This window comes from Citrobacter sp. RHB20-C16 (genome assembly GCF_013890155.1).
Lineage (GTDB): Bacteria > Pseudomonadota > Gammaproteobacteria > Enterobacterales > Enterobacteriaceae > Citrobacter_A > Citrobacter_A amalonaticus.
This window is the reverse complement of sequence record NZ_CP057630.1, coordinates 2,329,567-2,343,475: the sequence shown is the minus strand read 5'-3', so window position 1 is coordinate 2,343,475 and position 13,909 is coordinate 2,329,567. Positions and strand designations below refer to the sequence as shown.

The 13,909-nt window shown below is 53.4% G+C and carries 14 protein-coding genes and 1 pseudogene; 8 read left to right on the top strand and 7 right to left on the bottom strand.

The annotated features are described in order from the left end of the window. Position 1: 1 nt before the first annotated feature. The 4 genes from HVX64_RS11280 to gstA all read left to right on the top strand — a co-directional run bounded on the left by HVX64_RS11280 (position 2) and on the right by gstA (position 4,156). Complete coding sequence (locus HVX64_RS11280; RefSeq protein WP_044254659.1) at positions 2–700, top strand: electron transport complex subunit E; 699 nt, start codon at positions 2–4, stop codon at positions 698–700. Continuing rightward, a complete protein-coding gene (gene nth / locus HVX64_RS11275; RefSeq protein WP_043000791.1) occupies positions 697–1,332 on the top strand; it encodes an endonuclease III in 636 nt (211 codons plus the stop codon). The genes HVX64_RS11280 and nth overlap by 4 nt, the downstream gene beginning before the upstream one ends. 607 nt (positions 1,333–1,939) lie before the next feature. Then, positions 1,940–3,445: a dipeptide/tripeptide permease DtpA gene (dtpA, locus tag HVX64_RS11270; RefSeq protein WP_043000792.1), complete on the top strand. Its 1,506-nt coding sequence runs from the start codon at positions 1,940–1,942 to the stop codon at positions 3,443–3,445. Positions 3,446–3,550: 105 nt separating this feature from the next. Continuing rightward, on the top strand, positions 3,551–4,156 hold the full coding sequence (gene gstA / locus HVX64_RS11265; protein WP_044254662.1) for a glutathione transferase GstA: 606 nt from the start codon (positions 3,551–3,553) through the stop codon (positions 4,154–4,156). Between the two features lie 48 nt (positions 4,157–4,204). Here gstA and pdxY read toward each other — a convergent pair whose 3' ends face one another. The 5 genes from pdxY to anmK all read right to left on the bottom strand — a co-directional run bounded on the left by pdxY (position 4,205) and on the right by anmK (position 8,785). Next, positions 4,205–5,065 (bottom strand): pyridoxal kinase PdxY, encoded by an 861-nt coding sequence (gene pdxY, locus HVX64_RS11260; RefSeq protein WP_043000794.1) that lies wholly within the window; start codon positions 5,063–5,065, stop codon positions 4,205–4,207. A 66-nt stretch (positions 5,066–5,131) separates the two neighbouring features. Beyond that, entirely contained in the window at positions 5,132–6,406 is a 1,275-nt protein-coding gene (gene tyrS / locus HVX64_RS11255; protein WP_043000795.1) for a tyrosine--tRNA ligase, read from the bottom strand. A 126-nt stretch (positions 6,407–6,532) separates the two neighbouring features. Then, positions 6,533–7,189 (bottom strand): pyridoxamine 5'-phosphate oxidase, encoded by a 657-nt coding sequence (gene pdxH, locus HVX64_RS11250; RefSeq protein WP_043000796.1) that lies wholly within the window; start codon positions 7,187–7,189, stop codon positions 6,533–6,535. Between the two features lie 58 nt (positions 7,190–7,247). Then, complete coding sequence (gene mliC / locus HVX64_RS11245; protein ID WP_044254665.1) at positions 7,248–7,571, bottom strand: C-type lysozyme inhibitor; 324 nt, start codon at positions 7,569–7,571, stop codon at positions 7,248–7,250. 92 nt (positions 7,572–7,663) lie between these two features. Next, positions 7,664–8,785, bottom strand: coding sequence for an anhydro-N-acetylmuramic acid kinase (gene anmK / locus HVX64_RS11240; protein WP_044254668.1), 1,122 nt, complete (start codon positions 8,783–8,785; stop codon positions 7,664–7,666). Positions 8,786–9,056: 271 nt separating this feature from the next. Here anmK and slyB point away from each other — a divergent pair, with 271 nt between their 5' ends. Then, positions 9,057–9,524 (top strand): outer membrane lipoprotein SlyB, encoded by a 468-nt coding sequence (slyB, locus tag HVX64_RS11235; RefSeq protein ID WP_181825411.1) that lies wholly within the window; start codon positions 9,057–9,059, stop codon positions 9,522–9,524. Between the two features lie 44 nt (positions 9,525–9,568). Here the strand turns inward: slyB and slyA are convergent, their stop codons facing one another. After that, positions 9,569–10,009, bottom strand: coding sequence for a transcriptional regulator SlyA (gene slyA, locus HVX64_RS11230; protein ID WP_080343305.1), 441 nt, complete (start codon positions 10,007–10,009; stop codon positions 9,569–9,571). A 222-nt stretch (positions 10,010–10,231) separates the two neighbouring features. On the opposite strand from slyA, the gene HVX64_RS11225 reads away from it, so the two are divergent. From HVX64_RS11225 to HVX64_RS11215, 3 genes and pseudogenes are all read left to right on the top strand, one after another. Further along, complete coding sequence (locus tag HVX64_RS11225) at positions 10,232–10,441, top strand: DUF1656 domain-containing protein (RefSeq protein WP_044254938.1); 210 nt, start codon at positions 10,232–10,234, stop codon at positions 10,439–10,441. Between the two features lie 2 nt (positions 10,442–10,443). After that, positions 10,444–11,301, top strand: coding sequence for an HlyD family secretion protein (locus tag HVX64_RS11220; RefSeq protein WP_043000800.1), 858 nt, complete (start codon positions 10,444–10,446; stop codon positions 11,299–11,301). After that, a pseudogene (locus tag HVX64_RS11215) lies at positions 11,302–13,375 on the top strand (FUSC family protein). Here HVX64_RS11215 and sodC read toward each other — a convergent pair. Then, positions 13,318–13,839 carry a superoxide dismutase [Cu-Zn] SodC gene (sodC, locus tag HVX64_RS11210; protein ID WP_043000802.1) on the bottom strand — a complete coding sequence of 174 codons (522 nt, stop codon included), beginning with the start codon at positions 13,837–13,839 and terminating at the stop codon, positions 13,318–13,320. The pseudogene HVX64_RS11215 and the gene sodC overlap by 58 nt on opposite strands. Positions 13,840–13,909 lie beyond the last annotated feature (70 nt).

Here is a 13,909-nt window from a genome sequence, read left to right as displayed (position 1 = left end):
CATGAGCGAAATTAAAGACGTCATCGTTCAGGGATTGTGGAAAAACAACTCGGCGCTGGTACAACTGTTGGGACTGTGCCCTCTGCTGGCGGTAACCTCTACGGCGACCAATGCGTTGGGGCTGGGCCTTGCCACTACGCTGGTATTGACCCTGACTAATCTGGCGGTCTCGACATTACGTCGCTGGACGCCGGCAGAAATTCGTATCCCAATTTATGTGATGATTATCGCGTCGGTCGTCAGTGTGGTACAGATGCTGATCAACGCCTATGCCTTTGGCCTCTACCAGTCGCTGGGGATTTTTATCCCGCTGATCGTGACCAACTGCATTGTGGTGGGACGTGCTGAAGCCTTCGCCGCCAAAAAGGGTCCGGCGCTCTCTGCGCTCGACGGGTTTTCCATCGGGATGGGCGCAACCGGCGCTATGTTTGTGCTGGGCTCTCTGCGTGAGATTATCGGCAACGGAACCTTGTTTGACGGTGCGGATGGGCTGCTCGGTAGCTGGGCAAAGGTACTGCGCGTGGAAATTTTCCACACCGACTCTCCTTTCCTGCTGGCAATGCTGCCCCCCGGCGCCTTTATTGGCCTGGGACTCATGCTGGCGGTGAAATATCTCATTGATGAGAAGATGAAAAAACGTCGCGCCAGTGCGTCTGTCGCAACGGAGTTGCCTTCCGGTGAACCAGGGAATGTCTCATGAATAAAGCAAAGCGGTTAGAAATTTTAACCCGATTACGCGCGAATAATCCGCATCCGACGACCGAACTGAATTTCAGCTCGCCCTTTGAACTGTTGATCGCCGTGCTGTTATCGGCCCAGGCGACAGATGTCAGCGTGAACAAGGCCACGGCGAAACTCTATCCGGTTGCTAATACCCCCGCCGCCATGCTGGAACTCGGCGTTGAAGGCGTGAAGTCCTATATCAAAACGATCGGCCTGTTTAACAGCAAAGCCGAAAACGTGATTAAGACCTGCCGCATCCTGCTTGAGCAACATCATGGCGAGGTGCCTGAGGATCGTGCGGCGCTTGAAGCCCTGCCGGGCGTGGGTCGCAAGACGGCAAACGTCGTGCTGAATACCGCCTTCGGCTGGCCCACCATCGCCGTCGACACGCATATCTTTCGCGTCTGTAACCGTACCCACTTTGCGCCCGGTAAGAACGTTGAGCAGGTGGAAGAGAAATTGCTGAAAGTGGTGCCCGCAGAGTTTAAGGTCGACTGCCACCACTGGCTGATCCTGCACGGTCGTTACACCTGTATTGCCCGCAAGCCGCGCTGTGGCTCCTGCATCATCGAAGATCTTTGTGAATACAAAGAGAAGGTCGATATCTGACTCGTCGGGGCAACCCCATCCGCCCCGCCATAACTTTTTGTTATCCTCTACTTCTTCCTCTTCATTCCGTCAATGATTCCACGTCATCAGGTTTAGACAAATGAATAATCCTGGTGATTAGTGCTTATTCAGGTTAATCCTTTTTTTAATAACGAAAATTTCTATCCAACTGTGATCCCGATCATAGTGATAACCCTATGTAAATTATTTTGTTGAATTTGGTTAATTATACAATCAGATGACAAGGAGTCAGTTTTTATACACAAAACATTACACTGACTATTTTTTAGATACTGGCCTTTATCACTACGTTAAACGGCATATAGCAGAACATATCGCCATACAGCGATTTTCAGGGCCCGTTGACAGCGTAAAAAACTGCCATTACGCAATTAAAAAAATTTAACGCTAGATAACATTTATCTACCCCGATGAATTCACCAGATGAGATATATGTAACAGGTTATTACAAAAGACTTGTCTGAAAGTGCAAGATAGTGAACATTACTTGCCGTTTCCCCTCCCACTATAACAATTTCACGGCTACCCAGTGGTATCACGTGACAGAACACCCCCGTTAATATGGGATGTAAAAAAAGAGGCTAAAGTGTCTACTGCAAACAAGAAACCAACGGAAAGCGTCAGTCTTAACGCTTTCAAACAACCGAAGGCGTTCTATCTCATCTTCTCGATTGAGCTCTGGGAGCGTTTCGGTTATTACGGCTTACAAGGAATTATGGCCGTTTACCTGGTTAAACAACTGGGTATGTCTGAAGCGGATTCAATCACTCTTTTCTCGTCTTTTAGCGCCCTGGTTTACGGTCTGGTCGCCATTGGTGGCTGGTTAGGCGATAAAATTCTGGGTACCAAGCGCGTCATTATGCTTGGTGCGGTAGTACTGGCTATTGGTTATGCCCTGGTGGCATGGTCCGGACACGACGCTGGCATCGTTTATATGGGCATGGCCGCCATTGCCGTGGGTAATGGTCTGTTTAAAGCTAACCCGTCCTCGCTACTCTCAACCTGCTATGCAAAAGATGACCCGCGTCTTGATGGTGCATTTACGATGTACTACATGTCCGTCAATATCGGTTCATTCTTCTCAATGCTGGCAACGCCGTGGCTGGCCGCGCATTACGGCTGGAGCACCGCGTTCGCGTTGAGCGTTGTCGGTATGCTGATCACCGTGGTGAACTTCGCGTTCTGCCAGCGTTGGGTGAAGAACTACGGTTCTAAACCTGACTTTGAGCCGATTAACTTCCGCAACCTGCTGCTGACCATCGTCGGTGTTATCGCGCTCATCGCGATCGCCACCTGGCTGCTGCATAACCAGCAAATCGCCCGCATGGTTCTGGGTGTGATCGCGCTTGGTATCGTGATTATCTTCGGTAAAGAAGCCTTCTCTATGCAGGGTGCGGCTCGTCGTAAAATGATCGTGGCGTTCATTCTGATGCTGGAAGCGATCATCTTCTTCGTGCTGTACAGCCAGATGCCGACATCGCTGAACTTCTTCGCTATCCGTAACGTTGAGCACTCCATTCTTGGCATCGCGTTCGAACCTGAACAGTATCAGGCGCTGAACCCGTTCTGGATCATCATTGGTAGTCCTATCCTCGCGGCTATCTATAACAAGATGGGCGACACCCTGCCGATGCCGACGAAGTTTGCCATTGGTATGGTGCTGTGTTCAGGCGCGTTCCTGATCCTGCCGCTGGGTGCCAAATTCGCCTCCGATGCGGGCATCGTTTCCGTTAACTGGCTGATCATCTGCTACGGCCTGCAAAGTATCGGTGAGCTGATGATTTCCGGTCTGGGCCTGGCCATGGTGGCACAGCTGGTTCCACAGCGTCTGATGGGCTTCATCATGGGTAGCTGGTTCCTCACCACTGCCGGCGCCAACATCATTGGCGGTTATGTCGCCAGCATGATGGCGGTTCCGGAAAACGTAACGGACCCGCTGATGTCTTTGGAAGTGTATGGTCGCGTGTTCCTGCAGATTGGCGTGGCGACCGCAGTGATCGCTGTTCTGATGTTGCTGACGGCGCCGAAACTGAACCGCATGACTCAGGACGACGAACCTCGCGAGAAAGCGTCTAAAACCGCTACCGCGTAAATTTCTGGGAAACGCATAATGAAGCTGCTAACGTTGCGTTAGCGGCTTTTTTTTTGCCTGAACCCGAACCAGGATACGTTAAACCTCAGTTGAAAGGAGTTATCGATGAAACTGTTCTACAAGCCAGGCGCCTGCTCTCTTGCCTCCCATATTACCCTTCGCGAGAGTGGGAAAGACTTCACGCTGGATGGCGTGGATTTGATGAAAAAGCGTCTGGAAAACGGCGATGATTTTTTCGCGGTCAATCCGAAAGGACAGGTTCCCGCTTTGCTGCTCGATGATGGTACGCTGCTGACCGAAGGCGTGGCGATAATGCAATATCTCGCCGACAGCGTTCCTGATCGCCAGTTGCTGGCTCCCGTAAGCAGCATTTCACGCTACAAGACGCTGGAATGGCTTAACTACATTGCGACTGAACTGCATAAAGGCTTCACGCCGCTGTTTCGCCCTGACACTCCAGAAGAGTATAAACCGACCGTTCGCGCGCTTCTTGAGAAGAAAATGCAGTACGTTGATGCCGCTCTCAAAGAGGGACAATGGATTTGTGGCTCGCGTTTCACTATCGCGGATGCCTACCTTTTCACCGTACTGCGCTGGGCGTATGCGGTAAAACTCAATATGGACGGGTTAGAGAATATTGCGGCATATATGAAACGAATGGCTGAGCGTCCGGGCGTTGCGGCAGCGCTGAAGGCGGAAGGAATACAGTAAGCGAATCAGGCCGGATGGCGGCGGTCAACGCCGCATCCGGCAGGCAAGTCAAAGCTGTGTGGCGCTAAAGTAGTGGTCTGGTTGAGCGATACGATCCTGCGCCGCCACCACCTGCAGTTCATATTCCTGCATTGCTTTGGTAGCAATCATAATCTCATACACCGCCGCCGTCACATGTTCCAGCGCCTGCTGGATTGTCGCCCCCTGCAGCAATTTCACTAACAGTAAACCACTGGTCACATCGCCCACGCCGACCGGCTGACGGACACCGAAATCCACCAGCGGACGACTGATGTGCCAGGCGTCATCGGCAGTAACCAGCAGCATTTCAAAACGATCCTGACTGTAACCCGCTCGCGCCAGGTGTTTGACCAGCACAATCTCCGGCCCCTGTGCAATGAGCTCGCGGGCGGCGGTAACCGCTTCATCCACGGTGTTCACCGCGTGTTCACAGAGAATTTCCAGCTCAATCAGATTCGGGGCGATGATGTCGCTGGCAGGTAACGCGTGGCGAACATGAAATTCGGCGACGCCAGGCGCGACAATACACCCCTTTTCCGGATGTCCCATCACCGGGTCACAAAAATATTTCGCCGCCGGATTCGCCGCTTTCACCTGACGCACAATCCCCAGAATATGCTCGCCCTGCTCGGCAGAACCCAGATAACCGCTCAGCACCGCATCACAGCGCTTCAGCTGATCGATATCGGCAATGCCCTGCACAATCTCCGTCAGATGCGAGGGCGGCATGACGCAGCCAGTCCATTTGCCGTATTGCGTGTGATTAGAGAATTGAACCGTATTGAGGGGCCAGACGTTGGCACCGAGGCGGCGCATCGGAAACTCCGCGGCGCTATTGCCAGCATGTCCAAAAACAACGTGGGACTGAATGGCGAGGATATTCTTCATTTTTTGCTTACCACAACCCTGAAAAAATAAAGGGGCGTGGTTTCCCACGCCCCTGCTAACTTTCGATTACTTCCAGCACACCAGACAGTAATTCTTCTTACCGCGACGCAGCAGCGTGTAGCGGCCGTACAGACGATCGCCTTCGGTGAAGGTGTACTCCGGATCCGACTGCTTCTCGCCGTTAATGGTGATCGCGTTTGACGCAATGGTCTTACGCGCCTGACCACGAGACGGCTGCAGTTCGGAATCCACCAGCGCCTGCATCAGATCTGCGCCTTTTTCCATCTCGACCATTGGCACACCGTCCTGCGCCAGTTGTTCGAAGTCCGCTTCGCTCAAATCGCTCAGCGTACCGTTAAACAGGCTCTCGGTGATACGTTTTGCCGCGATAAGGCCCTCTTCGCCATGCACCAGACGCGTGACCTGCTCGGCCAGCACGTACTGCGCACGCGGCGCTTTACCGCTGTTCTTGTCTTCTTCTTCCAGCGCATTGATCTCTTCAATGTCCATGAAGGTGAAGAACTTCAGGAAGCGATACACGTCGGCGTCCGCCGTGTTGATCCAGAACTGATAGAATTTGTACGGACTGGTTTTCTTCGGATCCAGCCATACTGCGCCGCCTTCGGTTTTGCCGAACTTGGTACCGTCCGCTTTGGTGATCAGCGGAACGGTCAGACCGAAGACCTGATTCTGATGCAGACGACGCGTCAGGTCGATCCCGGAGGTGATGTTACCCCACTGATCGGAACCACCGATTTGCAGCGCCACACCATGCAGTTTATTCAGACAGGCAAAGTCATAACCCTGTAACAGGTTGTAGGAGAACTCAGTGAAGGAGATCCCTTGATCGTCACGGTTCAGACGTTGCTTCACCGCTTCTTTGTTGATCATCTGGTTGACAGAGAAATGCTTACCGATATCGCGCAGGAAGGTCAGCACGTTCATGTTGCCGAACCAGTCATAGTTATTCGCCGCGATAGCGGAGTTGTCGCCGCAGTCGAAATCCAGGAACGGAGCAACCTGTTTACGGATTTTGTCTACCCACTCCTGAACGGTGTCTTCGGTGTTCAGTTTACGCTCGGCGGCTTTAAAGCTCGGGTCGCCAATCAGACCGGTCGCGCCACCGACCAGCGCCACAGGTTTATGACCTGCCTGCTGGAAGCGTTTCAGGCATAACAAGGGAACCAGATGCCCCAAATGCAAGCTGTCAGCGGTAGGATCGAAGCCGCAATAGAGCGCGATCGGGCCTTGCGCCAGTCGCTCTGCTAACGCTTCCTCGTCCGTCACCTGGGCAACCAGCCCCCGCTCTTGCAATTGTTTAATCAAGTTACTGCTTGCCATCAAAATCTCCATGTATAAAACGACTGCACCTTTGCCGGTACACGACTTTTCGCCAGACGCGAAAGCTCTATAGAATAAAGCGCTGGCGCACACAGCGCTAGCGCTTAACGCAACAATTTTCCGGGTTTATGGTGCGAGACGGTCAATTTTCCATGCGTCATTTTCACGCTGGTATAAAAAGCGGTCATGCAGTCGGTGCTCACCGCCCTGCCAGAACTCCATCTGTTCTATGCTGACGCGGAATCCGCCCCAGAAACTGGGCAGCGGCACTTCTCCTTGCTGGAATTTCTGTTTTAATTCGAGGAATTTACTTTCGAGGATCCCGCGCGCGGAAATGCGGCTGGACTGTTTCGAGACCCAGGCGCCGATCTGGCTGTCACGCGGACGGCTGTGGAAATACTTCACCACTTCCAGGGTCGATAAGCGTTCGGCTTTACCCGTCACCATCACCTGACGTTCCAGCATATGCCAGGGAAACAGCAGGCTGATGCGGGGATTTTTTTCGATTTGATGCGCTTTACGGCTGCCGAGGTTGGTATAGAACACCAGCCCTCTTTCATCGTAGTGTTTCAGCAACACAATACGCTGATACGGTTGGCCATTTTCGTCAACGGTCGCTACAACCATGGCGGTGGGATCCGCCAGTCTGGCGTCACATGCCTGAGCCAGCCAGCGTTCGAAAAGCGTTAACGGCTCAGCGGGAAGATCGCGGCGGCGCAGACCGCCTTTGGTGTATTCACGGCGCAGATGCGCGATTTGCTGCAATTCGTCGTTATCAGACATGGGGTTCGCTACGGATTGTCAGTGGGTGGCGCTATTGTGCGCCGCCCTGCTGGAAATCTCAACGCTTCGGGTTTTGTAACTGGCAGTTATTCAGCACGATACGGTCACGTTTGTAGACGGTCGCGCCGTCGCCTTTCGACCAGAACACATAGATTCCGTCGGTATAGCGCGCGCCTGACGCCGAAATACCCTGCTTCAGATTAAGCAGTTTGTTGTCATAAACAAAATTCACCTCCTGACGGGTATTATTCAATTTTACCGTCAGCGGTTTTTCATCACACTGGTATTCCAGCGTATCCGTTTGCATACGTTCAACAAACTGGTTGTAGACGCTACAACCAGAGAGCATAAGCGGAAAACAGATGAGTAGCAGTTTTTTCATAGACGTATCCTGTAGACTTTCCTGGTCCAGGAGAGTGAATTCACCCTCCTAATCTCCACAGTGTAACGGCAGAAGACGAAAGAAAAATTCAGTTAACTCTGAGTTCGTGGGTTGGCGGGAAACACCGCGCCCAGAATGCTTGCTTCAGAGGCACCGGTCACCGAGGGCAAATTGCCCGGAAGACCAGCCAGCGTGCGCCACGCCAGCCAGGCAAATGCCAACGCTTCCATATCATCGCCGCTGATCCCGGCCTCATCGGTGGTCGTCACTTCCGTTCCCGGCAGCAGTCCCGCCAGTCGGGTCATTAACAAAGGATTACGACTACCGCCGCCGCAGACCATCAGACGTTCACAGCCCCCACTCAGCAACACCTGTTCAGAGATGGTGACCGCCGTCAGCTCCGTCAACGTCGCCTGAACATCGCGCGGCGCAATCCCCGGGAACGCCGTCAGTTGCCGTTCAATCCAGCCGTAGTTGAAGTATTCACGCCCGGTACTTTTCGGTGCCGGTAGCGAGAACCAGGGATCGCTGAGCATCGTTTGTAGCAACGGAATAATCACCGTCCCACCGCAGGCCCATTGCGCATCTTTATCATAGGGTTTGCCGCACTGCCGCCAGATCCAGGCATCCATCAGCATATTGCCGGGTCCGGTGTCGTATCCACGCACGGGCTGCCCTGGAATCAGCAGCGACAGATTCGCGATGCCGCCAATATTGAGCACCATTCTCCGCTCGGTCGGATGCGCGAGCAGCGCCTGATGAAATGCAGGTACCAGTGGCGCGCCCTGTCCGCCCAGCGCGATATCACGACGACGGAAATCGCCGACTACCGTGATTCCGGTATGCGCCACAATTTGATTGTTATCGCCGATCTGCAGCGTATGCGGCGCCGCGCCGGTGGGTTCATGCCACACCGTTTGCCCGTGGCAACCGATAGCGATAATGTCTTGCGGACGCAGTTTTTCCTGCGCCAGTAGCGCGTTGACCGCCTCGGCAAACAGTTTGCCCAACCGAACATCCAACTGCCCCAACTGGGAAAGCGTCAGAGATTGCCCCTGGCAAATATCGAGAATCGCCTGTTTAAGGGAAACAGGCATCGACCAGGTGAGACTCCCCTGTTGGGCCACCATCGTGTCATCTATCGTCGCCAGTACGACATCAACACCATCAAGGCTGGTGCCTGACATCACGCCAATGTAACGGCCCGATTTCATACATGTTCCTTTTTAAGCATGACTTTTTGCCAACACTCCATCATAAACGCGCAGTCAATGCTACGCTTCATTCACGTTTTTCCCGAAAGCACCCTCGCCGCGTTGATTTAATAAATTCACTGAATAGTTCGTTTAAAGTTGGTTAAGCTGCCTGTTATTATGATTTCTGCATCATTCAGACAGAACATGTGACCTTAAACGCGCAAATGCCATATAATTTGACCATGAGGGATGCTTGGGTAGCGTTTCATGGTGAACAGGAGATTTTTAAATGATTAAACGTGTACTGATCGTTTCACTGGCTGGCTTATCTTTAGTGGGTTGTGCCGACACGGATAGCCTTTCAGGCGATGTCTATACCGCTTCTGAAGCGAAGCAGGTTCAGAACGTTACCTACGGGACGATTGTAAACGTGCGTCCGGTAAAAATTCAGGCTGGTGATAATGATAACGTGATCGGCGCCATTGGTGGTGCTGTGCTCGGTGGCTTCCTGGGTAACACTGTGGGTGGTGGTACGGGTCGTTCTCTGGCAACGGCGGCGGGTGCTGTCGCCGGTGGTGTCGCCGGACAAGGCGTGCAGGGTGCGATGAATAAAACGCAGGGTGTTGAACTGGAAATCCGTAAGGATGATGGCAACACCATCATGGTTGTTCAGAAACAAGGTGATACGCGTTTCTCTGCCGGACAGCGTGTCGTACTGGCCAGCAACGGTCGTCAGGTTACCGTTTCTCCGCGCTAAGTGAATTAACGTGTGGTCAGGTCCTGACCACACGTTTCATGACATTAATCGTGCGACTGTAGCTCAATAATATTGTGTTCAAGTCGGGTGATCAGTTTAATCAGCAGGTCAATTTCCTGCGCAGAAATCCCTTCCAGAATTTCACCACGCGTTTTGTTGATAACCGCTTCCATATCAGCAATCAGCGGCTCTGCCTTTTCTGTCAGTTTAATCCGTTTGGCCCGGCGATCGCTGACACAGGTCTGACGCGAAATAAGCCCTTTCTCTTCGAGCTGATCCAGCGTACGTACCAGTGACGGCTGTTCGATGCCAATCGCTTTTGCCAGTTGTATCTGTGATTGATCCGGTGGCAGTTGATGAATATTATGCAGCGTAACCCAGTGCGTCTGCGTCAATTCCAGAGGCTTAAGACGGTGGTCTATCAAAGCACGCCAAATGCGCACCAACCGTGCCAGATCAGAACCTAGTGGCGATTCCAATTTCATCTCCTTATAATTAGCTTGCTAAGATATTATACTGATTTTAGAATAGTGTGCAGCAATTGTATTGCTAAAACAAATGTATTGCTGCATTTGGTTACCGACAGACATATTTTTCAGACATTACGCGAAAAAAGCACGCTTCGTACCAGTTTTTGCTAAACCTGGATAAACGTAGCCTGACGCAAAGGACTATTGCTTGTGACCTCCGCACACAATACAACAGGGATGCCCTTACAGGATTTAGTGATTGGCGCATCTGTTTACTTCCCGCCGCTGTTCAAGGCCTTTGCGCTGGGATTTCTCCTCTGGCTTTTCATCCATCGCCTGCTGCGCGAACGGATTTACTCGGGTGAAATCTGGCATCCTTTATTGATGGATCTGTCAATTTTTGCCCTCTGCGTCTGTTTGGGTCTTCTTTTATTGGTTGCATTGTAAATATGACGCTGAAAACACTGAAATATTTCTCCACCATTGTGGTTGCTACCCTCGCCGTTCTGGCGGGATGGTTTATGTGGAATTATTACATGCAATCCCCGTGGACGCGTGACGGAAAAGTGCGAGCCGAACAGGTCAGCGTTACGCCGCAGGTGTCCGGCGCCATCGTCGATCTCCCGATAAAAGATAACCAGTTCGTCAACGCCGGCGATCTGCTTTTTCGTATCGATAAGACCCCTTTTCATATCGCCGAGCTCAACGCGCAGGCGCAACTGGCTAAAGCACAATCGGAACTGGCGAAAGCCAATAACGAAGCCACTCGCCGTCGTCACTTATCGCAGAATTTTATCTCCGCTGAAGAGCTGGATACCGCCAATCTGAACGTCAAAGCGATGCAGGCAAGCGTAGACGTCGCTCAGGCGACGCTCAGACAGGCGCAGTGGCAACTGGCGCAGACGGATGTCCACGCCCCGGTCTCCGGGTGGATAACCAATTTGTCGACGCGTACCGGTGACTTCGCCACCTCCGGTCAACCGTTGTTTGCCCTGGTGGACAGCCACTCCTTCTATGTGATGGGTTATTTTGAAGAAACCAAGCTGCGTCATATCCGCGAAGGCGCACCTGCCCAGATTACACTTTACAGCGGCAATATTAAGTTACAGGGTCACGTATCCAGCATTGGCCGCGCGATTTACGACCAAAGCGTGGAGAGCGATTCCGGTCTGGTGCCGGATATTAAACCCAACGTGCCCTGGGTGCGTCTGGCGCAGCGCGTTCCGGTGCGTATCGAATTTGACCAGCTTCCACGTGACGTAACGCTCGTTTCCGGCACGACCTGTAGCGTAGCGATCGGCAACTAAATGAAGCGACTGCGCGTGTCTCTGGGCAATACGCCGTGGCTGAAAGCGACGGCCGGGCAGTGGCGCTATGCCCTGCGTAATACCCTCGCGATGTGCCTGGCGCTGACGTTTGCCTACTATCTCAATCTGGATGAACCCTATTGGGCGATGACCTCCGCCGCCGTGGTCAGTTTTCCCACCGTCGGCGGCGTAATCAGTAAAAGTCTCGGGCGCATTGCCGGCAGTCTGCTGGGGGCGACCGCAGCGTTAATTCTTGCCGGGCATACGCTCAACGAACCGTGGCTGTTTTTGTTGAGCATGTCCGCCTGGATTGGTTTCTGTACGTGGGCCTGCGCGCAGTTTACCAACAATGTGGCTTATGCCTTCCAGCTCGCGGGATACACCGCCGCCATTATTGCCTTCCCGATGGTGAACATTGTCGACATCACTCAACTCTGGGATATCGCCCAGGCGCGTGTTTGCGAAGTGATTGTCGGGATCCTCTGCGGCGGCACGATGATGATGATTTTGCCCAGCACCTCTGATGGCACCGCGCTACTGACCGCGCTGAAGAACATGCACGCGCGCCTGTTGGAACACGCCAGCCTGCTGTGGCAACCTGAGTCTACTGACGCCATCCGCTCGGCCCACGAAGGGGTGATCGGGCAGATTTTGACAATGAATTTACTGCGTATTCAGGCATTCTGGAGCCATTACCGCTTCCGGCGTCAGAATGCGCTGCTGAACGTCCTGCTGCACCATCAACTGCGCCTGACCAGTGTCATCTCGAGCCTGCGCAGAATGTTACTGAACTGGCCGACGCCTCCGGCCCACACACGTGATGTTATTGACCAACTGTTGACAGCACTGGCCCGTTCACAAACTGACAGTTATGCCGTCGCGCGGATTATTGCGCCACTCGCCCCCACCGACGTAAGCGACTATCGTCACGTCGCCTTCTGGCAGCGGTTACGTTATTTCTGCCGTCTCTATCTGCGTACCAGCCGTCAGCTACGCGTGATTGAAAATGGCGGGCCGCTTACTACCGTTAACATTCCGCGCGCGCCGGCGCTGGCACGGCATACCGACCACGCAGAAGCCCTCTGGAGCGGCCTGCGCACCTTCGTCACGCTAATGGTGATTGGCACATGGAGCATTGTTTCACAGTGGGAATCGGGATCGGCGGCGCTGACCCTGGCGGCCATCAGCAGCGTGCTTTACTCCGTCGTCGCCACACCTTTTAAATCACTCTCACTGCTGATGCGCACGCTGGTATTGCTCTCGCTGTTCAGTTTCGTGGTCAAGTTCGGGCTGATGGTGCAGATTAGTGACCTGTGGGAGTTCCTGCTTTTTTTGTTCCCCTTGCTGACCACCATGCAATTATTGAAATTGCAGATGCCAAAACTGGCGGGGCTTTGGGGGCAACTGATTGTCTTTATGGGTTCGTTTATCGCCGTGACCAACCCGCCGGTCTATGACTTTGCCGATTTTCTGAATGACAATACGGCGAAGATTGTCGGCGTGGCGTTGTCATGGCTGGCGTTCGCGATTTTGCGTCCCGGTTCGGATGCACGCAAAAGCCGGCGTCATATTCGGGCGCTGCGCCGGAGCTTTGTCGATCAGTTGAGCCGTTATCCGACGTACAGTGAAAATGAGTACGAGTCGCTGACCTATCACCATATCAGTCAGTTAAGCAACAGTCAGGATGCGCTGGCACGGCGTTGGCTGCTACGCTGGGGCGTGGTGTTGCTCAACTGTTCGCACGTCGTCTGGCAACTGCGCAGCTGGGAATCGCGTTCTGACCCGCTGTCGCAGGTCAGGGACATCTGTATTGCTTTACTGCATGATGTGATGAGCGAACGCGGCGTCCAGCAACGACCGCTTGCCGCGACGCTGGCTGAACTCCTGCGGATTTGCCAGACGCTGTCTCACCATCATCAACCCGCCGCGCAAGAACTGGCGGCGATCGTCTGGCGACTGTATTGTTCGCTTTCCCAACTGGAACAAGCGCCGCCAGAAGGGTCGCTGACGTCCTGATTATTTGATCACGCCACAAGCGAAACGCGCCCCACCACCGCCCAGGGGTTTGGGCTGATCGGACATATTATCGCCACCGACGTGGATCATCAGCGCTTTGTCTTTGATGTCGTTAAGAGATTTCAGGCGCGTTGCCGTGACAGGAACAATGGCTTTACCTTCGTCATTCACCACCAGCACGGGCAAATCGCCCAGGTGCCCTTCGCCATCCGGTCCGGCGTGTTTACCGGTTTTGTGCGGGTCAAAATGTCCCCCCGCAGACTCAGCAGCAGACGCTTTACCGTCTTTAATGGCAGGCTGACAGCTGCCGTTGGCATGGATATGAAAACCATGTTCTCCCGGCGGCAACGCTTTCAGATCCGGTGTAAACTCCAGTCCGTTCTCGGTTTCCGCAATGGTGACTTCCCCGATGGACTGCCCGACACCTTGCGGGGTAACCAGATTCATCTCCACTGTTTCACTGGCGGCTTGCGCCCCCGCACAGGCTAACAGGGTTAACACAGCCAGACTCAATCGCTTCATAGGACCTCCGTTCTGTATGTATGTCGGTTAAGTGTAAACCAGTGACGCGATTTTGAACGGAGATCCTCGA

What these genes read in the sequence shown, in the direction of transcription:
- slyB (WP_181825411.1), top strand. Translation starts at nt 9,057, where the DNA reads ATGATTAAACGTGTACTGATCGTTTCACTGGCTGGCTTATCTTTAGTG.
- sodC (WP_043000802.1), bottom strand. Translation starts at nt 13,839, where the DNA reads ATGAAGCGATTGAGTCTGGCTGTGTTAACCCTGTTAGCCTGTGCGGGG.
- nth (WP_043000791.1), top strand. Translation starts at nt 697, where the DNA reads ATGAATAAAGCAAAGCGGTTAGAAATTTTAACCCGATTACGCGCGAAT.
- HVX64_RS11225 (WP_044254938.1), top strand. Translation starts at nt 10,232, where the DNA reads ATGCCCTTACAGGATTTAGTGATTGGCGCATCTGTTTACTTCCCGCCG.
- tyrS (WP_043000795.1), bottom strand. Translation starts at nt 6,406, where the DNA reads ATGGCAAGCAGTAACTTGATTAAACAATTGCAAGAGCGGGGGCTGGTT.
- anmK (WP_044254668.1), bottom strand. Translation starts at nt 8,785, where the DNA reads ATGAAATCGGGCCGTTACATTGGCGTGATGTCAGGCACCAGCCTTGAT.
- HVX64_RS11280 (WP_044254659.1), top strand. Translation starts at nt 2, where the DNA reads ATGAGCGAAATTAAAGACGTCATCGTTCAGGGATTGTGGAAAAACAAC.
- gstA (WP_044254662.1), top strand. Translation starts at nt 3,551, where the DNA reads ATGAAACTGTTCTACAAGCCAGGCGCCTGCTCTCTTGCCTCCCATATT.
- pdxY (WP_043000794.1), bottom strand. Translation starts at nt 5,065, where the DNA reads ATGAAGAATATCCTCGCCATTCAGTCCCACGTTGTTTTTGGACATGCT.
- slyA (WP_080343305.1), bottom strand. Translation starts at nt 10,009, where the DNA reads ATGAAATTGGAATCGCCACTAGGTTCTGATCTGGCACGGTTGGTGCGC.
- mliC (WP_044254665.1), bottom strand. Translation starts at nt 7,571, where the DNA reads ATGAAAAAACTGCTACTCATCTGTTTTCCGCTTATGCTCTCTGGTTGT.
- pdxH (WP_043000796.1), bottom strand. Translation starts at nt 7,189, where the DNA reads ATGTCTGATAACGACGAATTGCAGCAAATCGCGCATCTGCGCCGTGAA.
- HVX64_RS11220 (WP_043000800.1), top strand. Translation starts at nt 10,444, where the DNA reads ATGACGCTGAAAACACTGAAATATTTCTCCACCATTGTGGTTGCTACC.